Here is a 22,432-nt window from a genome sequence, read left to right as displayed (position 1 = left end):
GAACCATGGGTTACGAAAGGGCGACGCCCCCTGCTATTCCGGACGAACGTTACGAACCGGAAGCAGGGGGCGTCGGAGATGTGCGTCGGTGTCAGAGATTCCAGTCGCCGAGACCGTCCCAGCCGTTGAGGGTTCCACCGGCCGTGTTCTGCACGATCACCGGATCGCCCTTCTTGGCGTTCTCGTAGAACCACTTGCCGTCCTCGGTGCTCACGTTGAGGCAACCGTGGCTGACGTTGGTGTTGCCCTGCGCGCCGACCGACCACGGTGCGGCGTGGAGGAAGATGCCGCTGTTTGACATCCGCGTCGCGTACTCGACGTAGGTGCGATATCCCTCGGGGCTGTCGACGGGCACCCCGTAGGTCGACGAGTCCATGTACATGTCGCGGTACTTCTCACCGACGATGTACGTGCCGTTCGGGGTGTCGTGGCCGGGCTTGCCGAAGGACGTCGGCATGGTGCGGACGACCTCGCCGTTACGGGTGACGGTGATGGTCTTGGTGTTGTTGTCGGCGACCGTCACCAGAGCGTCACCGATGGTGAACGACGACTGAGTGTCGCCGGCCTTCACGGTCACCGCGGTGTTCGCGGGCCAGAACTCGAACGGCTTCCAGCGGACCTGCGTGTTCGACGCCCAGTAGAAGTGCCCGTCGACGGGCGGCTGCGTGGTGATGCGGATGGCGCGTTCGGCGGCTGCACGATCTCCGACGGCCTCGTTGAAGCGGATGATGATCGGCTGCGCGACACCCACCGTCTCCCCGTTCGACGGGTTGACGGACGGAGCGGAGAACGGGGCGGCCGGCTCGGGAGCGAGCTGGGGCGGAAGCTGCGGCGGCGTCACCCCGGGCGGCGTGAGCCCTTCGATCAGCTCTTGGACACTCGGCACCTCGGGCCCACCGGGCCACAGCGGTGCCGCGCTCGCAGGACCGGCGGTGGCCAGTGCCACGGCGGCTGCGCCCACGAGTGCAGCACCGATCCGCGCAGATCGGCGGCCCGTGCGGCGACCGTTCGACAAAGCTCGCTTTTCGAACATTCCACAACCCATCGTTCAGCGGTGCGCCGCGCCCTACTTCCCCTGCGCGGCGTGCTCGTACCCGTTCATTAGACACAGGACGGTTACGGACGGGCAATTCGAATGCGGACGGTCTCGGCGTTTTCCCAGTTCAGCGGACCGAGTGGTCTATTACGAATGCGGACGGCCACGGCGCGGGTGAACGGATATCACCCGCGCCGCAGACCGCGGTCACACCGTTTCCGGGACGTCGAGGTGGGCGATGACGAGCTCGAACTCACCGGTATCGAGCACCCTGGCGCCTGCTGCCCGAGTCACCTCGGAGCGGATGTCGTCGACATGTGCTCTGGTGCGGTCCATCGCCTCGGCACTGTCGAACGTCAACGAGGTCACCCCGCGACCACCGGCACGGTCGAGCATCAGGCTGGCGCTGCAGAAACCCTCGAGTTCCTCCATCCGCGGCAGCGCGGCCATCTTCCACATGTCCACACCGCGATCCACCTGCACGGGATCGATGTCGACCCAGGTGACACTGCAGCAGGACCCACGGGTCGAGTGGTGATCGCGGTGCATGACGGCGATCTCCCAGTTGGCCACGTCCGTGGTGGCATGGAACATCCGGGCCGCCTCGTCCCGGAGCATGCGGGCCATGCCTTCGCTGGAGCGCAACACGTCCTCGTCCCGCCAGGAGCTGGTGGCGATGCATCGGCCCGAGCCGCGGTCGATCAGCAGGGACAGCCCCAGGCAACCGTTCATGTCCGCCAGGGCAGGCATCACGATGTCGCGTACGTGCTTGATCCCGGCGTCGATGTACGACGGATACGCATGAATTGTGGTGGAGCGTGCAAACACGATCGGCACCCCTCTCCTCAGGGCGGCGCCGACGCGGCGTCGCCGGTCGTTTCGGCGCGACCCCCCCCACCCGAAACCACCCGTGTTCACACTGCTCCCCTACTCGGCCGTAGGCAATAGACGGACAGCGTGCGTCTGTCATCCTCGAAGGGTGGCGGCCTCGAACGGCATCGACCGCATCGGTCCCGGAGACCTGATCGAACTCGTCTCGGACGTGGGACGGGTACCCATGAATGTCGGTGCTGCGATCTTCTTCGCCGGTGAGAACCTGACGAACCCCACGACACTGATGAGCGTGCTCGCCGAACGCCTCGTCCGGATTCGACGCCTGCGGCAATGCCTGATCGAGCCGGCCTTCGGACTCGGGCGTCCCTACTGGCTCGACGACGCCCACTTCGACATCGATGCCCACTTCTCCCAGGTGCGGTGCCCCGGTCCCCGCGACAGGGACGCCGCACTGACGCTCGCCGCGGACGCCCTTACCCGGCCGCTGCCCCGATCGCAGCCGTTGTGGCGCGCGCTGCTCGTCACCGACATCGCGGACCCGAACGGGCACACGGCGTTGGTGATGGTGCTGCACCACGTCCTGGCCGACGGGATCGGTGGTCTGTCGATCCTGGCGCATCTCGTCGACGGCACGGACAGCACACCGCCCATGCCCGAACAGCGCGCTTCAACGCAACCAACCAGACGAGAGTTGTTCTACGACAATGCAATCGGTCACTTGCGGGCGCTCCGCCGCGCACCGCGAGCCGTCGCACGTCTTCCTGCAGCATGGACAGAACTCGGGAGGGGCGCCGGCGGACGTGCCCCGCGGTGTTCGTTGAACGCGCCCATCGGGTCTCGTCTGGCGCTCGAGACCGTCGAGGTGGATCTGGACACGCTCCGTCGGGCGGGACGGCAGTGGGACGCAACGATCAACGATGTGCTGCTGGTCGCCGTCGGGGGCGCCCTCGCCACCATCCTGCACAAGCGCGGCGAGTTCCCGTCCGAGCTGATGATCTCGGTGCCGATCTCCGCCCGCACCGCTGCCACGGGTGGGCAACTGGGCAATCGCGTCGGCGTCATGCCCGTCCGGGTACCGCTGGACGGGACCCCGGAGCACCGGTCGGTATCCGTCTCCCGCACGACCCGACTGCAGAAGGCGAACGTGCGGGGCCTGTCTGCCGAACTACTGGGTCCGGTCTTCCGCGCCCTTGCGGCCGTCGGGGCGTTCCGCCGGTTCGTGGACCGGCAGCGCCGGGTCAACTCGTTCCTGTCCGACCTGCCGGGACCGTCGTCGACGCTCACCGTTGCCGGAGTGCCTGTCGCGTCGATGGTGCCGATGATCGTCACCACGGGCAACGTCGCGGTCGCTTTCGCGGCCCTGTCCTATGCCGGCACGCTGACCGTGGCGGTCGTCGTCGACCCCGATCTCGTCCCCGAACACCGTGACCTCACGGAGGCCCTGCGCGAACAGTTCCGCTCGATCGTCGCCTCCGCACAGTGACTGCCGGCCGCTCCGATGTGGCGGTCGGGAACCGAGGAGCGGAGTACCTTGCTGTGCATGTCGGAGGAGATCGCCGAGATCCGTACCCTCGCCGATGCCCGGAAGGTGTTGGCATCGCAACCGTTCAGTGTCCTGATCGGAGCCCGTCTGACCGAGTACGAGCGCGGCCGGGCAGTCCTGGAAATACCGCTCAGGGAGGAACTGCTCCAGCAGTTCGGCTTCGCGCACGGAGGTGTTCTGGCCTACGCGGCCGACAATGCGCTCACGTTCGCCGCAGGCACGGCCCTCGGGCCGTCGATCGTGACGACCGGCATGAGCCTCGACTACCTGCGGCCCGCCGGGGGCGTACTCCTACGCGCGGTCGCCACGATAGTCAGCACCAGTCGCAGGCAGGCACTGTGTCGTTGCGAGATCTACGCCGTCACCGAGGACGGGACGGAGAAGATGTGTGCGGCGGCGCAGGGCAGTGCTCGCCTGATCGATCTGAATCGTTGAGCGGGACAATCTGTTCCACCCTCCGTTCAGAGACCGAAGATCCTCGCCAGTCGCGCATCGGAGTCGTACAGGGCGTCGGTGTCGAAAGTGGATGCGGAGCTGAGCACCTCGTTCGCCCCGGTGGAGACGAGCAGTTTTTCGAGCCCTTCGGCCACCTGATCCTCGGTGCCGGCCAGCGAACCCTTCGCGGTCTCGTCGACGATGCGGCGGCGCCGCTCGGTCATCGGCTGCCGGCGGATCTCCTCGATCGGGGACAGCGGCGGGAACGCCCCCTCTTCGGGTGAGACGGCCATCGCCCAGGCCTCCGGAAGCTGCAGCTCCCGAGCCTCGGCTTCGGTGTCGGCGATGAGGATGTCCAGGCCGACGACAACATAGGGCTCAGCGCCGGGTGTGGCCGGGCGGAAGTCGGCGCGATAACGGTCGAACGGTTCCGATCCCTGCCGCAGAAGCGGTCCGGCGACGACGACGGGCAGGCCCAGACGCGCCGCCAGCCGCATACCCTGCCCGGTGCCGAGGACGAAGATCGGAGGCGGCTCGGACAGTCGAGGACGCACCGTCACTTCGGCGGTGCCGTGCAGATAACCGCGCAGTTCCTCGATGTCGGCGGCGAAGTCGTCCGCGTCGGCCTTGTGGGTCCGCAGCGCATCGCGCACAGGCGCGGTGAATCCGAGGGAACGACCGACACCCAGATCGATCCGTCCGGGGTGCATCGCTTCGAGCATCGCGAACTGTTCGGCGACGACGATCGGTTGATGGTTGGGCAGCATGACGCCGCCGGATCCCACCCGGATCCGGCTCGTCCGGTCCGCGATCGTGCTGATGAGCAGCGGTGGAGCTCCCGACGCGATGCCTGGGACGGCGTGGTGCTCGGCCACCCAGAAGCGGTGGTAGCCGGCCGCCTCGGCGAGTTCGGCGCGACGCAGGGTCTGCTGCAATGCGGCAGCGTCCGGCTGCCCCTCCCGGGTCCGGGAGCGGTCCAGCAACGACAACGCCACCTGCACGGTCGTCTCAACACCGCGACCGTCCCGGATCTTCCCTGCAGGTCAGGGATCTTCGGGACCCCAAGCGCGTCCGGCTGCGATCCAGTCCCCGTGGAAGTGGAGTTGCCCGTGCTCCGAGGCCTTCTGCGCCGCGGCGACACCGTGTGCATCGGCGAGGTACAGCAGGAGATCGGCGATCGCGTCTCCGACCGCGACGACCTGGTCGCGGGCATCACCCGCTCGGATCGCCATCTCGGCGAGTACGCGCCCGGTACCGATCGCCCCTGTCACCGCGGCCGGTCGTTGCGGGTGGCCGCCGTGCAGCGACGACACGGGACGACTCCGTGTTCACCCAGCTCCGCCAGGTACAGCGCGTCGCTCCACGGCACGTGCGGAAAGCGGTCGAGTCGGGCACGGGAGAGCGGCACCCCGCACAGGGTCTGATTGGTGCCGGGCGTCCATGCGTGGGTGTCGCCGGACGGGTAGCGGATCCCGTCGGTATCGATCCATCGTCCCGACGCAGCGACTGCCGGGTGGGAGTGCTGAGCCATGGGTCCGGGTTCCCGCCACCGGACGGGATTACTCGATCCGCGACGCTGCGAGCATCTCCTCGATCGAGACGAACTTCAGGCGCGAGCGTCCCGCCGCCGATCCGAGGGCCTTCTCCTGCTTGTCGATCTGCAGCCAGCCCCGGTAATCGATGTGCTCCGGACGCCGCTCGGCCACCAGCGCCGCCAGCTTCTCCCGATCGGCGACCGGCTCGGGCAGCTTGCCCTCGACGAAATCGTCGAGGATCTTCTCGACCGTTTCGGCAGAGCACTGCTTGTTGGTGCCGATCACGCCGCTGGGACCACGCTTGATCCAACCGGCGGTGTAGACACCGGGCACCGGTGCTCCGGCCTCGGCGTCGATCACCCGGCCGCCCTCGTTCGGGATGACTCCGCGCCGCTCGTCGAAGGGCAGACCGGCCGGCGCGGTGCCGCGGTAACCGATCGAACGCAGCACCAATCCCGCCTCGAGGATTTCGGTCTGTCCGGTCGGGCGGGCCTCGAGACGGCCGTCGACCTCGACCAGTTCGTTGCGCTCGAGGGTGATCGATTCGACAACACCGTCGCCGGAGATCTCCACCGGCGAGGCGAGATAGCGCAGCACGACCCGCTTGTTGCCCTCGGTGGGAGTGCGCTGCGCGAAGCCCTCGACCTGCCGCACCTTGAGCGTCAGGCGGGGTTCGACCTCCGGATCGTCGATCAGCGCGCGGCTGACCGGGTCGAGTTCGACCTCGACCGGGTCGACGACCACATCGACACCGGGCAGCGAGCCGAGCGCGAGCAGCTCCGGGTTGGTGTAGGCGGCCTGCGCCGGGCCGCGCCGGCCCACGACCACGACCTCGCGGATGTTCGACTTCCGCAGCGCCTCGAGCGCGTGCTCGGCGATGTCGGTGCGCGCGAGCTCGTCGGGGTCCATCACCAGGGCTCGCGCGACGTCCAGGGCGACGTTGCCGTTGCCGATGATCACCGCGCGTTCGGCCGACAGATCGAAGGTGTGGTCGGCGAAATCAGGGTGTCCGTTGTACCAGGCGACGAACTCGGTCGCGGCGCGGCTGCCCACGAGGTCCTCTCCCGGGATGCCCAGCGTGCGGTCGCCTGCGGCACCGACGGCGTAGATCACGGCGTGATGGTGCGCGAGCAGTTCCTCGTGGGTGATGTGGGTGCCGACCTCGACGTTGAAATAGCACTGGGTGTTCTTGTGGCCGATGGCGCTGCGGAAGAGGTCGCCGACTCCCTTGGTGCTCTGATGATCGGGGGCCACACCGGCACGCACGAGCCCGTAGGGGGTGGGCAGGCGGTCGAAGATGTCGACCTGCACCGCCGAGTGCGTCACCAGATCCATCGCGGCATAGCACGCCGCAGGACCCGAGCCGACGATCGCCACCCGCAGGGTGCCCAGCTCGGCGGGCAGCTTGCGGCGCGTGCGCAGCTCGGGCCAGTCCGGCCCGATCGGGTACCGCCGGTAGTACTCGGCGTTGATCTCGAGATACGGCTCCTGCGCCGGGGTCAGTTCGTTGTCGGCGGCGATCGCGTCGACCGGGCACTCGTCGACACAGGCCCCGCAGTCGATGCACGTGTCGGGATCGATGTAGAGCATCTCCGTGGTCGCGAAGGGTGCTTCGTCGGGTGTCGGGTGGATGCAGTTGACCGGGCAGACCTCGACACACGAGGCGTCGTTGCAGCACGCCTGGGTGATTACATAAGCCACAGTTGTACCTGCCTACAGTGCCGATTCCGGACAACGAACGAGCCTCAGACTAGTACACGTTCCAGTTTCGGTCGAGAACCACGTTCTCAAAACCATATCATCGAATTTCCGGCTGTCGAGGTGCCTCAGATGTCCGTTTCGGCGCTCGATTCGATGCGGAAACCGATCTTGAGAGTGACCTGCGTGTGGGCCACCCGGCCGTCGTCGATGTGGCCCCGGATGTTGACCGTCTCGAACCACTCGAGATGCCGCGTGGTCTCCGCTGCTCGCGCCACCGCTTTCGCGATCGCGTCGTCGACTCCCGTCGTCGACGATCCGACGACCTCGATCACCCGGTACACATGGCTCATGGCTGAACTCCTCGAATCGACGATGCTCCGATTCGGATCGTCCCGCCCTCGAGGGACCCCCGTCCCCGGAACCACGAAAATGACAGAAAGATTCAGGCACGACGCGCGAGCGACCGGGCGAGTTCGCCCAGCCGCGCCAGACGCAGGTCCCCGAGCGGGATCGCGCCGGCACCCAGCCGGTTGGTGACGAAGGCGAGCGACAGACCGGTGTCGAGATCGGCGTACGCCCCCGAGCCACCCACTCCGTAGTGCCCGAGCGCACCACGCGGACGCTGGATGCTCGCGAAGATGGGCTGGTGGTAGCCGAGCCGCCACGCCATCGGCACACCGAGCACGTAGTCCCGGCTGCGCACCCGCACGCGCGACATCTCGTCGATCGTGGTGGCGTCGAGGAACTTCACGCCGTCGATCGTCCCGCCGGCGGCTATCGCCCCGTACATACGCGCGAGCGAGCGGGCGGTGAACACACCGTTCCAGCCCGGCATCACCGAGTCGTGCACGGCCGGGTCGCCGACGAGCCTGTCGAAGCCGTCGGGCATCGCGGCCTCGGCGAGACCGCGGGTCGGTTCGAGTCGCGACAGGACCGCGGCGCTCGCACCCCAGTGCAGGCCGACCGGGGCGAGCCGCGGGAAGAGCTTCGCGATACGGCCCCGTTCGTCGTGAGGCACGCGGTACCAGAAATCGGGATCGCCGAGGGGCCGGGCGATCTCCTGCTCCACGACCTCCACGAAGGGCAGACCGGTCACCCGCTGCACGAGTTCGGCGACGAGCCATCCGTAGGTGACGGCGTGGTAGCCCGAGCCGCGTCGCCGCCGTCGATCCGGTGCCGCCTGCTCGAGCGCCGCGACGGTCGTCTCGTAGTCGAGGATCCCGCGCGTCCCCGGAACCAGACCGCGCACCCGGTGCAGGCCGGATCGGTGGGTCATGACGTCCGCGACGGTGATGTCATCTTTGCCGTTCGCGGCGAACTCCGGCCAGTACTGCGCAACGGTCGCGAAGTAGTCGATCACTCCGCGCTCGGCCAGACGGTGCACGACGGTCGACGCCACGCCCTTGCCGGTCGAGAACGACAACGCCATGGTGTCGCGGCTCCACCGCTTGTCGGGGGCCGACCAGCCGGACCAGATGTCGAGGACCTTCTCACCGTGGAGATAGGCGGTGAGTGCGCCGCCGCCGTCCCGGGGCCGCTTGTACAGCGAGAAGAACGCGTCGGCCAGCCGCAGGAATCGCGCATCGACGACCATCTCGGTCGGCGCCGCCGGGCCCGGCCGGGCGTCGATCCGCCCCGGGACGTGCACCGGTGCGAACGACGCTGTCGCCCCGGCAGGTTCGAAGACTGCTCCGGTCGTCATCGCGACACCTCCATCGGCATGTGCGACAGGCTACGACGACACGGAACGTAAAGGAAGGGTTTACGTACAGTCTGTCTGTCGAGGATCCCGGCGAGACGCGCCGAATCTACGGCAGGGGCGACGGCGGCGTCTGCGCGCCAGGAGTGAAGTACCGGAAGTCGCCCAGCACGACACACCCGCGTGCGGCCTCGAGTTCGAACGCGGCCGCCGCCGTGCCCTCGCACAACACCGGATCGTCGGCGTCGCCCACATAGGCCTGCGACTGCGGACCCGCGGCGACGACCGCCGTGCCCGGACTTTCGAGCACACCGAGCGCCAGGGCCTCCTCCCCCACGCCGATCGCGAACAGCCGTCCCGACGTGCTTTCCCCGGCGCCGACACCGCCGTCGAATCCGGCGGCCACCACCTGTGCGGCACTGCGGGCATCGGCGAATCCCACGCCCCGCTCGGCATAGCTCCACGCCTCGGCGGTGCCGTCGGTGGACGCACCACACGCTTCGCCCCCGTCGATCTGCACGATCTCGGCCGCGGCACCCGGCGGTGCCGTGCACGTCGTGGCCGCGGACGCGGTCTGAGGAATGAGGAAACCGACCCCGATGGCGGCAGCGAATACTGCCCCGACGCCGAGAACCCGACCGGACGCCCACGAGCGAATCACGACATCGACCCTTCCGAACCTCGAGTGACTGTTCTCTCGGACAGTTTATGGACTCGCACCTCGGGAGGACTCATACTCGAGGTCACGACAGGGACGCGATTCCCCGAACGTTCCGGTTCACGTGTCCTTTGTCCGGTCGGTGTCGCGGGATGGTTGGACGCGCTTCGGCTCCCCCGGCATCTTCGGGTGATTCGGCGGATACGGCAGGTCGCCGATACCGTTCGCCTCGTCCCGTTCGGCCATCTCGAGCAGAACGTCCAGCGAGTGCGCATGCGCATCGAGATCCGCCATCGGATCGCCGCGCTTCGCCAGCAGATCCGGCACCGTGGCGATCGTGAAGTCGTCAGGTTCGGCGTCGACCAGCTCGTCCCAGGTCAGCGGAGTCGAGACGGTCGCGATCGGGGTGCGACGGACCGAGTAGGCCGAGGCGATCGTCTTGTCGCGCGCGTTCTGGTTGTAGTCGAGGAAGAGCCGCTCTCCGCGCTCTTCCTTCCACCACGCCGTCGTCGCCCGCCCGTCGCTGCGCCGCTCGATCTCACGCATGAGCGCGATCCCCGCACGACGGACTCCGACGAAATCCCATTCGGGCACGATCCGCAGATAGATGTGGAGTCCCCGCCCACCGGACGTCTTGGGATATCCGGCGAGTCCCAGTTCGTCGAGAAGCGGGCGCACGACCTCCAGCGCCACGGCCCGCGCGTCGCCGAAATCGGTTCCCGGTTGCGGGTCGAGGTCGATGCGCAATTCGTCGGGACGGTCGGTGTCGCCGCAGCGCACCGGCCACGGATGGAAGGTCACGCACCCGAGATTGGCCGCCCACACCACGTCGGCAGCCGAACACACACGCAGCGCATCGGCGGTACGCCCCGACGGGAACGTGATCTCGCAGGTCGCCACGTGGTCGGGTCGCTTGACCGGTGCCCGCTTCTGATAGATCTCCTCCCCCTCGATGCCGTCGGGAAAGCGCTGCAGATGCGTCGGCCGATCGCGCAGAGCCGTCAGGATCGGTGCGTCGAACTCGGTGGCGACCCTGCGGTAGTACTCCACGAGGTGCCGCTTCGTGCCACCCGCGGCGCCGAGCTGCGGGAAGTAGATCTTGTCGGGGTTCGACAACCGCACGGGCGTGCCGTCGACGTCCAACTCCTCCGCGGGCGAACGCTTCGTGGCCATGTCAGTCCTCCGTCCGGTCGAGCACATCCGACAGGTCGTAGCGCACCGGCACCTCCAGCTGGTCGAACGTGCAGCTCTCGGGGTCACGGTCGGGACGCCACCGCAGGAACTTCGCTGCGTGCCGGAACCGCATCCCCGCTCCCGACACACCTTCCATCTGGTCGTACGCGACCTCCACGACACGTTCGGGACGCAACGGCACCCAGCTGCGGTCCACCGCCGAACGCCACCGCGTCGGTTCACCCTGCTCGACGACGTCGTCCCCGAGTCGCAGCGGTTGCAGTTCGGCGAGCAGTTCCTCGCGCCGCTCCCGCGTGAACGCCGAGGCTCCGCCGACCATCGCGAGTTCGCCGTCGTGATAGAGCCCGAGCAGCAACGACCCGATGCCCTCGACGCTCTTGTGCATGCGGTAGCCCATGAGGACGCAGTCGGCGGTGCGGGCATGTTTGAGCTTGAGCATCTCCCGCTTGTCGGGCACATAGAGCCCGTCGAGTCGCTTGGCGATCACGCCGTCGAGGCCGGCCCCTTCGAACTCCTCGAACCAGCGGCGGGCGGTATCGGTGTCGGTCGTGGCCACGGTGACATGACAGCTCTTACCCCCGCCGATCTCGGACCGCAGCCGCGCGCGCCGCTCCGCGAACGGGGTCTCCATGAGATTCTCGTCGGCGAGAGCGAGCAGATCGAAACCGACGAACACGGCCGGTGTCTGCTCGGCGAGCATCGTGACCCGGCTGGCGGCCGGATGGATCCGCTCGGACAGCGCCTGCCAGTCGAGTCGGGTGCGGCCGTCGTGTTCGCGCGGGACGACGATCTCCCCGTCGACCACGCACCTGCGGGGCAGTTCGGCGCGCGCGGCGTCGGCGAGTTCCGGGAAGTAGCGCACAAGGTCCTTGCCTCCGCGCGAGCCGAGAACCACCTCGTCACCGTCGCGGAAGACGATCGCCCGGAAACCGTCCCATTTGGGTTCGTAGGACCACTCGTCGGGACCGTCTTCGGGTTGGGAGGGGACGGTGGAGGAGACCTTGGCGAGCATCGGGGCGAGCGGCGGCACCACAGGCAGGTCCATGCGGCACATCGTTCCACCCTGTACGGGTACCGGCAGCACTTCCGTAGGCTCTTCGACCATGAACATTCTCCGAGGGGCGGCCGGTGCCGCGATGGCGTTGGCGGCAGCAGGGGTGCTCGGAGGATGCGCGCCCCAGGTCGAAGGGCAGGCCGTGCCCGCCGCGAACGCCCTGGACACGTCCACGGCGCCGTCCTTCTCCCTACCCACCACGACCCCGTCGGCGTCGTCGTCGACCGAGTTGAGCGTCGACGTCGCAGTCGGCGAATGCGTCGCGCTCGGCGGCACGGTCGACGACGCGACCATCGACTACGCGGTGTGCGGCAGCCCGAGCTCGAATTACAAGGTCGTCGACGTCGTCGATGCCAGTGCCATGTGCCCCGGCGACATCGACCAGACCTACTACGAGTCCTTCGGCGGCATCGAGGTCGGCGCGTTGTGTCTCGACATCGACTGGGTGGTGGGCGACTGCATCGACCTCGGCGGCGAGGATCCGCAGCGCATCGACTGCGGTGAGCCCGCGGTCCAGGGCGAGGAGGTCACCGAGATCCTGTTCGACACCTCCGACGTGAACGACTGCTCCACGTCCGAGGGGGGGTTCGTGTACCGGGAACGCAACTTCGTGGTCTGCACCGACACCATCTGAGGTTCTCTCCTTGTGCGGATGCCCGTCGCGGCCGCGACGGAGCATGTCGGTGCCTCCCGCAACAATGCGTTCGACAGATCATCATCCGACGGACGCGAGGACGGAACATGACGCACTGGCCGGACAGACCGATCTGCGCGTTCGATCTCGAGACCACCGACCGGGATCCCCGCAACGCCCGCATCGTCACGGCATGCGTCGCGACCTTCGACGGCGATCGCATCGGCACACGCTCGTGGCTGCTCGACCCGGGTATCGCGATACCCGAGGAGACCACCGCGATCCACGGCATCACCACCGCCCACGCCCGCGCCGAAGGACTCGACTATCTCGAGGGATACAAGCAGATCCGGCAGGCCGTGAGCGACGCGTGGGCGCGCGGCCACATCGTCGTCGCATTCAACGCCAGCTACGACCTGACGGTCCTCGACGCCGAAGGACGCCGGCTCGGCCTGACGGGGCTCGACATCGGCACGGTCGTCGACCCGTACGTCATCGACCGGGAGATGGACCGCAGCCGGCCCGGCAGGCGCACACTGCAGGCGGTGTGCGAGGCGTACGGGGTGTCGCTGCCGAATCCGCACGAGGCCGAGGCCGACGCGCTCGCCGCCGGCCACCTGACCCGCGCGCTCGTGGCGAGATTTCCCGAGCTCGCCGAACTCGACATCATGGCCGATCAGGCCGCCTGGCACGCCGAACGGCAACGCAGCTTTGCCGAGTACCTGCGCGGGCTGGGTCGCGAGGTCGTCGACGTCGACGACAGCTGGCCCGTCCGGCTCCCCACGCCGGTGGGTACCGATGTCCTCGAGCGTCCCGCGACCGAGACCAGGTTCCGACGCGCGCTGCGCGCGATCCGCGAGTTCTTCCGGCGACTGCGCCGCCGCTGATCAGGAGTGCGGTCGATCAGGGCAGCAGTCCCTGCCGCCGCGCCTCGACGACCGCCGCGTGCCGACTGCGCACATCGAGTTTGTCCATGGCGTTACGCAGATAGGTCTTCACCGTCTCCACGCGCAGCGACAACCTGTCGGCGATCTCCGCGTTGCGGCAGCCCAGCGCCACATGACTCAGCACGTCGTGCTCGCGCGCGGTCAGATGCGTCCGCGGGTGCGATACGCCGTCGCGCGCCCGGGTCAAGGTCTCCTCGACCGTTCGTACCTGTTCCCTGATCGACGGATCATCGGTCCGAGCCGCGATCGCCCGCAACGCGACGAGACTTTCCGTCAGCGCTTCGGAGACGGAGGCAGGCACGGTGGCGCCGTGCGCGGCCCGCGTGTTCCCGATCAGCGACACGCGGCGATCGACCTCGTCGCGGATCTCGATCTCCCGCGCCAGCTCCGCGGCCGACCGCACGACCTTCTCCGCCACGACGTCGCCGATGGACCGGTTGACCCTCAGCCCGCCGTAGATCGCCGCCCGGGTGCGTCCGCGCACCACGACCGGCACGGCGAGCAACGACTCGATTCCCTCACCCGCGACCTGCCGATCGTAGTGGTGGGTGATGTGCGGGGAGGTGAAGTAGTCGGCGACCGCGCCGGGACGTTGTTCGACGACCACCCGACCGCCGAGTCCACGTTCGGCGGCGATCACCAGATTGCGCAGGGCACGACCGCGGGTTCCGACGAATCCGGACAGGACGACGTCCGAGCCCTGCACCGCGCCACCGAAGAGCACCGGCAGTTCCGTCGTCGCCTCGAGGTCGCGCAGCGTGGCGCGGAGGGTGTGGAGATCGTCGGGACGCAACACACCCGGCACGGCGACATCCATCGATTGCTCCTGCTCTTCCCTCCGAACACCCACTTTCGAGGGTAGAGGGGCCAGTTCCACGATTTGTAACCTGCACATCGCCCGGTGTTGCAACGATCACAGAAGACGCCGGAATCCGAGTAGGCCACCCCGGAGGTATCCGTGTCCATCGCCCCCGTCCGTCCCGGCTCGACCGGAGCCGCGAACTACAGCCAGATGAGCCCGCTGCGCTTCCTCGAACGGTCCGCGGCGGTGTTCCCGGATCGCACCGCGATCATCCACGGCGACCGCACGTACACCTACGCCGAGTTCGCCGACGAGGCGCAGCGGCTCGCGCGCGTGCTGCGCAGCCGTATCGAGCCGGGCGACAAGATCGCGTACCTGACTCCGAACGTGCCCGAGATGCTCATCGCGCATTTCGCGGTTCCGCTCGCAGGCGGTGTGCTGGTCGCGCTGAACTCGCGCCTGGCCGGGCCGGAACTCGAGTACATCCTCGACCACTCCGAGACGAAGCTGCTGTTCGTCGACTCAGAACTGCTCGGATCGGTCGCGAAGGTCCGCGACAACGTTCCGGGCGTCGCCGAGATCATCGAGGTCCCCGACTCCACCGTGCCCGCTCCCGAGGTACCCGCCGGGGTGGCCACCGCCCGGTACGACGAGTTCCTCGCGCAGGCCGACTCGCTCGATGCGACGCCGCTGCCGTGGAGCGTCGACGACGAGCTCGGCGTCATCACCCTCAACTACACCTCGGGCACGACAGGCAAACCCAAGGGCGTGATGTACACCCATCGCGGCGCGTACCTGAACTCGCTGGGCGAGACCTTCCACAACAGCTTCGACGGGCAGAGCAAGTATCTGTGGACACTGCCGATGTTCCACTGCAACGGCTGGTGTACGCCCTGGGCGGTGACCGCTGCGGCGGGCACCCACATCTGCCTGCGGGCGGTGCGGGCCGACGCGATCTGGGATGCCATCGACATCCTCGGTGTCACCAACCTGTGCGGTGCGCCCGCGGTGTGCTCGACCATCGCGAACGCCGAGCAGGCTCATCCACTCGACCGTCCGTTGCGGATCACCACGGCCGGCGCGCCGCCGTCGCCGACGGTGATCGCCCAGCTCGAACAGATCGGCATCACGGTTGTCCACGTCTACGGACTCACCGAGGTGTACGGCCCGTACACGATCTGCGAGTACCAGGACAGCTGGGACGACAAGCCGGCCGACGAACGCGCCGCGCTGCTCTCCCGTCAGGGTGTGGGCATGCTGCAGGCCGAGACCGCGCGGGTCGTCGACGAGGACATGAACGACGTGCCCGCCGACGGCGAGACCATGGGCGAGATCGTGCTGCGCGGCAACAACGTCATGCTCGGCTACTACAAGGACCCGGACGCGACCGAGGAGGCGTTCCGCGGCGGCTGGTTCCACACCGGCGACCTCGGCGTGATGTACCCGGACGGATACATCCAGCTCAAGGACCGCGCGAAGGACATCATCATCTCCGGCGGCGAGAACATCTCGACCGTGGAGGTCGAGCAGGCGATCGTCAGCCACCCGGCGGTGCTCGACGTCGCGGTCGTCGGCGTTCCGGACGAGAAGTGGGGTGAGCGTCCCAAGGCGTTCGTGATCCTGAAGAAGGGCGAATCGGTCACGGCCGAGGAGATCATCGACTACACGCGCACGCTGCTCGCCGGGTACAAGGTGCCGCGCGACATCGTCTTCCCGCTGGAGCTGCCCCGCACCTCGACCGGCAAGATCCTGAAGTTCGAGCTGCGATCGGCCGAAGCCGCCGAGGGGTGAGCCGACCCCTCACGACTGCATTGGATACTCGACGCCATGACATCCGGTACCGGTAACAGCACCCGTCGCCTCGATTCGACGGGCCCCGATCCCGCCCAGTTCCGGGTGCATGTCGTCACGCAGGCGATCCGTTTGTTCTCCGAGTTCGGCTACGAGTCGACCACCGTCGAGCAGATCGCCGCGGCCGCAGGGGTGTCGCGGCGGACCTTCTTCCGGCAGTTCCGGTCGAAGGAGGACGTGATCTTCGCCGATCACGAGTCGCTGCTCGAGCAGGTCGCCGAGTACCTCTCGCAGGATTTCGACGATCCGTGGGCGGCGGCCTGCGAGGGGGCCAAGCTCGTCTTCGGGCACTTCCGGGACCGGCGCGAGCTGGCGGTGTGGCGGTATCGGGTGGTGCAGCGGGTGCCGGCGCTGCGGGAGCGCGAACTCGTCACCACCTACCGCTACGAGCGGTTGTTCACCGACTTCCTGCGCGCCGCCGTCCCGACGGAGAAGCCGGTGCGCACCGTCAGCTTCGCGGCGGCGATGACCGCCACGCACAATTTCGTGTTGCGCGCGATGATCCGCGGCGACGAGACCGCCACTGCCGAACGCCTCGAGCAGGAGCTGCTCGAGCTCCGCCGCACGTACGGGGTGGTTCCGGTGCCCGAAGGCGCGACGAACGGGAAGGTCGCGCCGGCTCCGCCGGCGGTCGCGGTGGTGACCTATCCGGCCCACCTGACACCGGCCGAGATCGCCGAGCAGGTTCGGCTCCAACTCGAAGGCGCACAGCAGCGCCGTTGACCTGGCACTGAGTGCCGTGGTTACAATCGACTCATTCCGTCACGTCGCGAACCCTCGCCCCGATATCGTCGAGGGAGCTACGTTCGCAAATCTGGCACCGCGTGCCGTAAGGAGTCCGCCGTCATGGCCCTCAATCCCGACTTCGATCTGTTCAAGCTCTCCGAGGAGCACGACGCGCTGCGCGAGGCCATCCGCGCGCTCGCCGAGAAGGAGATCGCGCCCTACGCCAAGGACGTCGACGAGAACTCCCGCTTCCCGCAGGAAGCCCTCGACGCCCTCAACAAGTCGGGCTTCAACGCCATCCACGTGCCCGAGCAGTTCGAAGGCCAGGGCGCCGACTCGATCGCCGCCTGCATCGTCATCGAAGAGGTCGCCCGAGTATGCGGCTCCTCCTCGCTGATCCCCGCCGTCAACAAGCTCGGCACCATGGGCCTGATCCTCCGCGGCTCCGACGAACTCAAGGCCAAGGTCCTCCCCGCCATCGTCAACGGCGCGATGGCCTCCTACGCGCTGTCCGAGCGCGAAGCCGGCTCCGACGCCGCCTCCATGCGCACCCGCGCCAAGGCCGACGGCGACGACTGGATCCTCAACGGCTCCAAGTGCTGGATCACCAACGGTGGTAAGTCCACCTGGTACACCGTCATGGCCGTCACCGACCCCGAGAAGGGCGCCAACGGCATCTCCTCCTTCATGGTCCACAAGGACGACGAGGGCTTCGTCGTCGGACCGAAGGAGAAGAAGCTCGGCATCAAGGGCTCCCCCACCGCCGAGCTGTACTTCGAGAACTGCCGCATCCCCGGCGACCGCATCGTCGGCGAGCCGGGCACCGGCTTCAAGACCGCTCTCGCGACCCTCGACCACACCCGCCCCACCATCGGTGCGCAGGCCGTCGGCCTCGCCCAGGGCGCCCTCGACGCGGCGACCGCCTACGTCAAGGACCGCAAGCAGTTCGGCCGCCCGATCTCCGACAACCAGGGTGTGCAGTTCATGCTCGCCGACATGGCGATGAAGGTCGAGGCCGCACGCCTGATGGTCTACACCTCCGCCGCTCGCGCCGAGCGCGGCGAGCCCAACCTCGGCTTCATCTCGGCCGCCGCGAAGTGCTTCGCGTCGGACGTCGCCATGGAGGTCACCACCGACGCCGTGCAGCTGTTCGGTGGCGCCGGCTACACCACCGACTTCCCGGTCGAGCGCATGATGCGCGACGCGAAGATCACGCAGATCTACGAGGGCACCAACCAGATCCAACGCGTCGTCATGTCGCGCGCGCTGCTGCGCTGACACCGGTCGCGTAGGTTACCCCCGGAACATCGAAGCGATCAGGAGTTACCGCAGTGGCAGTGGAAAAGGTAGGCGTGATCGGTGGCGGCACCATGGGTGCCGGTATCGCCGAGGTGTGCGCCAAGGCCGGTAGCGACGTCCTCGTCAAGGAGACCACCGAGGAGTTCGCCGCCGCGGCACGCGAGCGTCTGAAGAAGTCGATCGGACGTGGCGTCAAGTCCGGCAAGATCACGCAAGAGGACGCCGACGCGGTCCTCGGACGGATCCGCGTCACCCTCGACCTGAAGGAGTTCGCCGACCGCGACCTCGTCGTCGAGGCCGCCCCCGAGATCGAGTCTCTCAAGGTGGAGATCTTCTCCGAGCTCGACAAGATCGTGAAGCCCGAAGGCATCCTCGCCACCAACACGTCGTCGATCCCCGTCATCAAGATGGCGCAGGCGACGCAGCGGCCCGGCAAGGTCGTGGGCGTGCACTTCTTCAACCCGGTGCCGGTGATGCCGCTCGTCGAGATCATTTCGGCGCTCACCACCGACGAGGCCACCGCCGACACGGTGTTCGACTACGCGAAGAACACCCTCGGCAAGACGGCCGTGCGCGCAGGCGACCGTGCGGGTTTCATCGTCAACGCCCTGCTCATCCCGTACCTGTGCTCGGCAGTGCGCATGCTCGAGTCGGGCTACGCGACGAAGGAAGACATCGACGCCGCGATGAAGGGCGGCTGCGGCTACCCGATGGGACCGCTGACCCTCATCGACACCGTCGGCCTCGACATCACCCTCAACGCCGCGCAGTCGCTGTACGACGAGTTCGCCGAGCCGCACTACGCACCCCCGGCACTGCTGCGCCGCATGGTCGACGCGGGTCGCCTGGGTCGCAAGACCGGCGAGGGCTTCTACAGCTACAAGTAGGCCTCACTCGGACGCCCCTGCCGTTCCTTCTCGGAACGGCGGGGGCGTCTGCGCATCCGGACAGCCGGGGGTACGCAACAGCAGTTCCGGGTTCGCAACACGGCCAGCAACTGCCGGCGTTGCGAACCTTCACTACGTGTTGCGTACCTCGCGCACGACCGATGCCCCGCTCGAAGTCGCCCGACGGTCCGCTCCGGTTCCGTGAGGGCGCCGTCTGCTATCGTCCCCACCCGGACGTATCGGGGGATTCTGTCGGGGGGCAGTGGTGACATTGCACGTAGATCCTGAAGTGCTGCGCACATTCGCAGCCTTCGTGGCGGACACCGCCGACGCGATGAACGACTGGGACGTCGGCGAACCGTATGCCGTGTCGCAATCGGCACTTCCCGGAACAGAATTCGCGGCCGTCTGCGCACGAGCCTTCACCGCCACCGATCAAGCACTCGGCAACGTGTGCAGTCGCCTGCGCGAGATCGTCGACATCACCGACGGCGCCGCGAACGATTACGTCGTCGCAGAGACGGACTTCGTGGCTGCACTCCCGGCGATGGATCAGCACGGATGAGACCGGGAGTCGCTGCGGTCCGGTCCTGGAATCCCGACGCGCTGCGAATCACCGCCGACCACCTCGACGTGCTCGTCGACACACTCGACGACCGCATGAAAGCTCTGCTCACCGAGCAGGATGTGCTCGCCGAGCGATGGTCCGGCGACGCCGCACGTGCCGCCGCCGCGCGAGTGGTCCGCGAACGCTCATTGGGCAGCGCCATCGCCGAAGCCCTCCTGCAGGTCGCGGAGGCGTACCGCACCGGCGCGTGGCTCGTCGAAGGCACCCGCCTGCACCTCCTGTCGGTCGTGGGCGGCGCCGAACAGTCCGGGTTCACCGTGCACGACGACGGCACCGTCGACCCCTCCGACCAGATCCACATCCTCTCGGCGACGCTGCCGGCCGAAGCCGTCGCAGAGGCCCGCGTCCGCCTCGAACACGAAGCAACGGAACTGACCCACACCGTCACCGGCGCTCTCGAACAGGCGTCGCGAGCCGCAACCGAAACTGCCGATCGCATCACCGCTGCCGTTGCGGTACTCGAAGCAGCCAGGGATGCCGCGGTGCCGGGGAAGGTCGTGCAGAACGAGAACGGCGAGTTCTCCTGGTGGCCGGACTGGCCATCCACCATCGCAGCGTCGTCCATCAGCGCAATGTCCGGAGCTACCAAGGAACTCCTGACCGACGCGGCGGTGGCCTCGGGCGACGATGTCGCACGCAACATCGCGCGCGGAATGAACCCGGCTGCCGCTGCAGTAGGCACCGTTCCTGCGATCGTCAACGACATCAAGGGAGGGATGGATCCCACCGAGGCAATAGTCTCCGAGAGCGCCGGAACCGTTGCCGGCATGCTCGGTGCCGTAGCCGCATCGAAACTTTCAGCGGCGTTCATCGGGGCAGTGGGCGGTTCGGTCGTCCCGGGAGTCGGCACTGCAGCGGGCTTCGTTGCCGGCCTCATAGGTGGCGGCGCAGCCACATGGTACGCATCCAAGAAAATCCAGGAGTTGTGGTGACGACCGAAAACGTTCCGCCGGACCGATATCGAACTCACATCGATTCGTTCTTCGACCCTCGTTGGCCGCAGCAACTGCGAATCGGGTGGTGCATGGGCGGGGTCTTCGCTGCTGTTCTGGCTGTATGGTCCCTCGGGGATGCACTGGTGAACGTCGGGCACGAAGAATCGATATCCACAATCGGCTCGGTAGTGTTCGGAACGTCGATGCTACTCATGAGTGTCGCAGCGTTCAGGCACGGCGGGATTCGAAATGTATTGCATTCCAAGCGGGTCAGGAGTAATAAACATTCTGAGCTCGGAATCGGAATCGTTGTGCCGGGAGGACTCACCCTTCCCAGCCTGGCTGTTGCCATGCTTATCTTCAACGGCCTTACCGGTTTGGCCATCTCTGCTCTGAACGTCTACATCACCGACAGATCCGAGTTGCCGCATGGTTACGACCCCCGAACCACTGCAATCTTCGCGCTCGTGGGTGGGATCGTTCTCTTGCTCATGGCGGCGGCGTTCATCTGGTTCCGACTTCCCACCACACTGGGGTTGTATCCACACGGAATCGAAAGAGTCGTACGTTCTCGCAAGCTCCGACGAAACAATGCCACCGTGCAATTTGTGCATTGGAACGATATCGAGGGCATCGCCGGAACGGATATCGTGACCCGTTCCGGATACGGCGACGTCCGGACTCCGATGATCCACATCCACACGACCGGACGGATTCCCCCGGAAGCGCGCATCCCCCACGACGAAGAACACATTCTCGCCATCGTCTGCACTTGGCTCATCGCAGAACCCAACACACTCCTGGCCCTGGCCCGACGAATGCATGAACGTCCACACGACCGCACACTCCTCGCTCGGGAGGACGCGGCCGAACTTCTCAGACCACCGCCTTTGCGAGGGCGATTCCGGATGGCACGCCACCAGGAGGCGTCTCGATGAATGCTTCGCTTCAGACGACGCTCTCCGACTACCTCGCAGCACGCGAAGTCGAACTGAGCCCCTGCGACCCGGACGATCCGCGGCACCCGCAACCGGAATCCCAGGCGCCGGAAGGCTGGATCACACTCCCCCGCGATGTCTTTCCGCACGCACATACGGTTCTCGTAGCTCCCCAGTCCGTCATGGATGATTGGGCACCCAACGCCGTACTCCTCCACGGCGCACTGTCGAAATGGCGGCCGACGGACGAACTGCTGGAGGTCGCGGGGAATGAAGTTCGCGAACTGCCCGCATGGAGGGAGAGGTTCCGCGACACATCCGATTTCCGCGGGCACCGATCGGTGATCGTCCAAGGCTCCTATCGAGTCGCTCTGCCTCGGCGTGTTCCTGGCCGGGACCGGAATCCTTGTGCTGCAGAAGACCGTCGACGTTCGACGAGCGGATGACGGCGGAGCCATCGCCCTGGGGTTCTGTCTCGCTGTGATGACGGCGTCAAGTTCGGCCTGGGGATTCGAGCGAGCCGGCTTCCACCGATTCGGTGTGCATCCGAGGATCCAGCAGTACCGAGACGACGTTCACAGCCCTGGCATCGAGATTCCTTACGTGAGGATACTTCCCGTTCAGCTGTCCGTCGTGTTCTCCTGCATGACAGTAGCGGGTGCTTTCATGATTACATGGCTCGTGCGGCGTGGCGTTTCGGACGTGTTCGTTCGATGGGACGAGATCCGGGAAGTGGCTGCCGATGTCTACACCGTCTCGGGTAGCGGGGCGTCTACACACAATCCGCTCATCCGTCTGCACGTACCCGGCTATGAACCGACTCCACCTCGCATGGGGCACGACAAACCGGATTCGTTGACCGTTCCGGCGTACGTTCTCGTCAGCGAACCCCACACGCTGCTCGGGCTCGTCGACCGTCTCCATCGGTGTCCCGAAGATCGCCATCTCGTCACCACACCCGAGGCCCCAGAACTCCTCCGTCCCCTCCCTGTGCGTGAACGCTTACGTATCGCGCGGAAGATCCCGCGTCAACAGTGGGAATGGTGATGGGCACGCAACACCGGTGGTGGGTTCGCAACGCCGACAGTGACCGACC

25 protein-coding genes are annotated in these 22,432 nt (G+C 67.1%); 13 read left to right on the top strand and 12 right to left on the bottom strand.

Annotated elements, in window-relative coordinates:
- Positions 1 to 91: 91 nt before the first annotated feature.
- Both ACQR3U_RS19350 and ACQR3U_RS19345 read right to left on the bottom strand, forming a co-directional pair.
- Positions 92 to 1,033, bottom strand: coding sequence for a L,D-transpeptidase (locus ACQR3U_RS19350; RefSeq protein ID WP_006553674.1), 942 nt, complete (start codon positions 1,031 to 1,033; stop codon positions 92 to 94).
- A 210-nt stretch (positions 1,034 to 1,243) separates the two neighbouring features.
- Positions 1,244 to 1,873: a hypothetical protein gene (locus ACQR3U_RS19345; RefSeq protein ID WP_230811151.1), complete on the bottom strand. Its 630-nt coding sequence runs from the start codon at positions 1,871 to 1,873 to the stop codon at positions 1,244 to 1,246.
- Positions 1,874 to 2,015: 142 nt separating this feature from the next.
- On the opposite strand from ACQR3U_RS19345, the gene ACQR3U_RS19340 reads away from it, so the two are divergent.
- On the top strand, positions 2,016 to 3,353 hold the full coding sequence (locus tag ACQR3U_RS19340; protein ID WP_230811152.1) for a wax ester/triacylglycerol synthase domain-containing protein: 1,338 nt from the start codon (positions 2,016 to 2,018) through the stop codon (positions 3,351 to 3,353).
- Between the two features lie 57 nt (positions 3,354 to 3,410).
- Positions 3,411 to 3,848, top strand: coding sequence for a PaaI family thioesterase (locus ACQR3U_RS19335; protein ID WP_019290802.1), 438 nt, complete (start codon positions 3,411 to 3,413; stop codon positions 3,846 to 3,848).
- A gap of 26 nt (positions 3,849 to 3,874) precedes the next feature.
- On the opposite strand, the gene ACQR3U_RS19330 is transcribed toward ACQR3U_RS19335, so the two are convergent.
- From ACQR3U_RS19330 to ACQR3U_RS19290, 9 genes are all read right to left on the bottom strand, one after another.
- Complete coding sequence (locus tag ACQR3U_RS19330) at positions 3,875 to 4,843, bottom strand: MsnO8 family LLM class oxidoreductase (RefSeq protein ID WP_230811153.1); 969 nt, start codon at positions 4,841 to 4,843, stop codon at positions 3,875 to 3,877.
- Positions 4,844 to 4,891: 48 nt separating this feature from the next.
- Positions 4,892 to 5,161 carry a hypothetical protein gene (locus tag ACQR3U_RS19325; protein ID WP_230811154.1) on the bottom strand — a complete coding sequence of 90 codons (270 nt, stop codon included), beginning with the start codon at positions 5,159 to 5,161 and terminating at the stop codon, positions 4,892 to 4,894.
- Positions 5,116 to 5,379 carry a hypothetical protein gene (locus tag ACQR3U_RS19320; RefSeq protein ID WP_006553680.1) on the bottom strand — a complete coding sequence of 88 codons (264 nt, stop codon included), beginning with the start codon at positions 5,377 to 5,379 and terminating at the stop codon, positions 5,116 to 5,118. The genes ACQR3U_RS19325 and ACQR3U_RS19320 overlap by 46 nt, the downstream gene beginning before the upstream one ends.
- Positions 5,380 to 5,407: 28 nt before the next feature.
- A complete protein-coding gene (locus ACQR3U_RS19315; RefSeq protein ID WP_230811155.1) occupies positions 5,408 to 7,084 on the bottom strand; it encodes an FAD-dependent oxidoreductase in 1,677 nt (558 codons plus the stop codon).
- Positions 7,085 to 7,209: 125 nt separating this feature from the next.
- On the bottom strand, positions 7,210 to 7,434 hold the full coding sequence (locus tag ACQR3U_RS19310; protein ID WP_006553682.1) for a dodecin: 225 nt from the start codon (positions 7,432 to 7,434) through the stop codon (positions 7,210 to 7,212).
- Between the two features lie 92 nt (positions 7,435 to 7,526).
- Positions 7,527 to 8,786 (bottom strand): serine hydrolase domain-containing protein, encoded by a 1,260-nt coding sequence (locus ACQR3U_RS19305; RefSeq protein ID WP_230811156.1) that lies wholly within the window; start codon positions 8,784 to 8,786, stop codon positions 7,527 to 7,529.
- Positions 8,787 to 8,892: 106 nt separating this feature from the next.
- Positions 8,893 to 9,444, bottom strand: a complete 552-nt coding sequence (locus tag ACQR3U_RS19300; RefSeq protein ID WP_230811157.1) for a DUF6764 family protein — start codon at positions 9,442 to 9,444, stop codon at positions 8,893 to 8,895.
- A gap of 117 nt (positions 9,445 to 9,561) precedes the next feature.
- Positions 9,562 to 10,614 (bottom strand): DNA polymerase domain-containing protein, encoded by a 1,053-nt coding sequence (locus ACQR3U_RS19295; protein ID WP_230811158.1) that lies wholly within the window; start codon positions 10,612 to 10,614, stop codon positions 9,562 to 9,564.
- Between the two features lies 1 nt (position 10,615).
- Positions 10,616 to 11,680 carry an ATP-dependent DNA ligase gene (locus ACQR3U_RS19290; protein ID WP_006553685.1) on the bottom strand — a complete coding sequence of 355 codons (1,065 nt, stop codon included), beginning with the start codon at positions 11,678 to 11,680 and terminating at the stop codon, positions 10,616 to 10,618.
- A gap of 58 nt (positions 11,681 to 11,738) precedes the next feature.
- On the opposite strand from ACQR3U_RS19290, the gene lppU reads away from it, so the two are divergent.
- Both lppU and ACQR3U_RS19280 read left to right on the top strand, forming a co-directional pair.
- Positions 11,739 to 12,323, top strand: a complete 585-nt coding sequence (lppU, locus tag ACQR3U_RS19285) for an LppU family putative lipoprotein (protein WP_230811159.1) — start codon at positions 11,739 to 11,741, stop codon at positions 12,321 to 12,323.
- A 107-nt stretch (positions 12,324 to 12,430) separates the two neighbouring features.
- On the top strand, positions 12,431 to 13,210 hold the full coding sequence (locus ACQR3U_RS19280) for a 3'-5' exonuclease (protein ID WP_064851662.1): 780 nt from the start codon (positions 12,431 to 12,433) through the stop codon (positions 13,208 to 13,210).
- A gap of 16 nt (positions 13,211 to 13,226) precedes the next feature.
- Here ACQR3U_RS19280 and ACQR3U_RS19275 read toward each other — a convergent pair whose 3' ends face one another.
- Entirely contained in the window at positions 13,227 to 14,087 is an 861-nt protein-coding gene (locus tag ACQR3U_RS19275; RefSeq protein ID WP_230811160.1) for a LuxR C-terminal-related transcriptional regulator, read from the bottom strand.
- A gap of 195 nt (positions 14,088 to 14,282) precedes the next feature.
- Between ACQR3U_RS19275 and ACQR3U_RS19270 the strand changes: the two genes are divergently transcribed.
- From ACQR3U_RS19270 to ACQR3U_RS19230, 9 genes are all read left to right on the top strand, one after another.
- On the top strand, positions 14,283 to 15,863 hold the full coding sequence (locus tag ACQR3U_RS19270; protein WP_230811183.1) for an acyl--CoA ligase family protein: 1,581 nt from the start codon (positions 14,283 to 14,285) through the stop codon (positions 15,861 to 15,863).
- Positions 15,864 to 15,899: 36 nt separating this feature from the next.
- Positions 15,900 to 16,646 (top strand): TetR family transcriptional regulator, encoded by a 747-nt coding sequence (locus ACQR3U_RS19265; RefSeq protein ID WP_006553690.1) that lies wholly within the window; start codon positions 15,900 to 15,902, stop codon positions 16,644 to 16,646.
- A gap of 123 nt (positions 16,647 to 16,769) precedes the next feature.
- A complete protein-coding gene (locus ACQR3U_RS19260; RefSeq protein ID WP_230811161.1) occupies positions 16,770 to 17,927 on the top strand; it encodes an acyl-CoA dehydrogenase in 1,158 nt (385 codons plus the stop codon).
- A 59-nt stretch (positions 17,928 to 17,986) separates the two neighbouring features.
- Positions 17,987 to 18,835, top strand: coding sequence for a 3-hydroxybutyryl-CoA dehydrogenase (locus ACQR3U_RS19255; protein ID WP_006553692.1), 849 nt, complete (start codon positions 17,987 to 17,989; stop codon positions 18,833 to 18,835).
- A gap of 265 nt (positions 18,836 to 19,100) precedes the next feature.
- Complete coding sequence (locus tag ACQR3U_RS19250) at positions 19,101 to 19,400, top strand: hypothetical protein (protein WP_230811162.1); 300 nt, start codon at positions 19,101 to 19,103, stop codon at positions 19,398 to 19,400.
- Positions 19,397 to 20,395: a hypothetical protein gene (locus ACQR3U_RS19245; protein WP_230811163.1), complete on the top strand. Its 999-nt coding sequence runs from the start codon at positions 19,397 to 19,399 to the stop codon at positions 20,393 to 20,395. Before ACQR3U_RS19250 ends, ACQR3U_RS19245 begins: the two co-directional genes overlap by 4 nt.
- Positions 20,392 to 21,336, top strand: coding sequence for a hypothetical protein (locus ACQR3U_RS19240; RefSeq protein ID WP_230811164.1), 945 nt, complete (start codon positions 20,392 to 20,394; stop codon positions 21,334 to 21,336). The genes ACQR3U_RS19245 and ACQR3U_RS19240 overlap by 4 nt, the downstream gene beginning before the upstream one ends.
- Entirely contained in the window at positions 21,333 to 21,782 is a 450-nt protein-coding gene (locus ACQR3U_RS19235; RefSeq protein WP_230811165.1) for an LpqN/LpqT family lipoprotein, read from the top strand. The genes ACQR3U_RS19240 and ACQR3U_RS19235 overlap by 4 nt, the downstream gene beginning before the upstream one ends.
- Entirely contained in the window at positions 21,745 to 22,383 is a 639-nt protein-coding gene (locus tag ACQR3U_RS19230; RefSeq protein WP_230811166.1) for a hypothetical protein, read from the top strand. Before ACQR3U_RS19235 ends, ACQR3U_RS19230 begins: the two co-directional genes overlap by 38 nt.
- The last annotated feature ends 49 nt before the right edge of the window (positions 22,384 to 22,432 follow it).

It is taken from the genome of Rhodococcus sp. IEGM1339 (assembly GCF_050321925.1).
GTDB classification, from domain to species: domain Bacteria; phylum Actinomycetota; class Actinomycetes; order Mycobacteriales; family Mycobacteriaceae; genus Rhodococcus; species Rhodococcus pyridinivorans.
The sequence above is the reverse complement of the archived record's forward strand: the minus strand, read 5'-3'. Positions and strand labels throughout refer to the sequence as shown.

Coding starts and splice junctions, on each gene's coding strand:
- ACQR3U_RS19350 (WP_006553674.1), bottom strand. CDS start 1,033: ATGTTCGAAAAGCGAGCTTTGTCGAACGGTCGCCGCACGGGCCGCCGA.
- ACQR3U_RS19335 (WP_019290802.1), top strand. CDS start 3,411: ATGTCGGAGGAGATCGCCGAGATCCGTACCCTCGCCGATGCCCGGAAG.
- ACQR3U_RS19320 (WP_006553680.1), bottom strand. CDS start 5,379: ATGGCTCAGCACTCCCACCCGGCAGTCGCTGCGTCGGGACGATGGATC.
- ACQR3U_RS19310 (WP_006553682.1), bottom strand. CDS start 7,434: ATGAGCCATGTGTACCGGGTGATCGAGGTCGTCGGATCGTCGACGACG.
- ACQR3U_RS19305 (WP_230811156.1), bottom strand. CDS start 8,786: ATGACGACCGGAGCAGTCTTCGAACCTGCCGGGGCGACAGCGTCGTTC.
- ACQR3U_RS19295 (WP_230811158.1), bottom strand. CDS start 10,614: ATGGCCACGAAGCGTTCGCCCGCGGAGGAGTTGGACGTCGACGGCACG.
- ACQR3U_RS19290 (WP_006553685.1), bottom strand. CDS start 11,680: ATGGACCTGCCTGTGGTGCCGCCGCTCGCCCCGATGCTCGCCAAGGTC.
- lppU (WP_230811159.1), top strand. CDS start 11,739: ATGAACATTCTCCGAGGGGCGGCCGGTGCCGCGATGGCGTTGGCGGCA.
- ACQR3U_RS19280 (WP_064851662.1), top strand. CDS start 12,431: ATGACGCACTGGCCGGACAGACCGATCTGCGCGTTCGATCTCGAGACC.
- ACQR3U_RS19275 (WP_230811160.1), bottom strand. CDS start 14,087: ATGGATGTCGCCGTGCCGGGTGTGTTGCGTCCCGACGATCTCCACACC.
- ACQR3U_RS19270 (WP_230811183.1), top strand. CDS start 14,283: ATGAGCCCGCTGCGCTTCCTCGAACGGTCCGCGGCGGTGTTCCCGGAT.
- ACQR3U_RS19265 (WP_006553690.1), top strand. CDS start 15,900: ATGACATCCGGTACCGGTAACAGCACCCGTCGCCTCGATTCGACGGGC.
- ACQR3U_RS19260 (WP_230811161.1), top strand. CDS start 16,770: ATGGCCCTCAATCCCGACTTCGATCTGTTCAAGCTCTCCGAGGAGCAC.
- ACQR3U_RS19245 (WP_230811163.1), top strand. CDS start 19,397: ATGAGACCGGGAGTCGCTGCGGTCCGGTCCTGGAATCCCGACGCGCTG.
- ACQR3U_RS19235 (WP_230811165.1), top strand. CDS start 21,333: ATGAATGCTTCGCTTCAGACGACGCTCTCCGACTACCTCGCAGCACGC.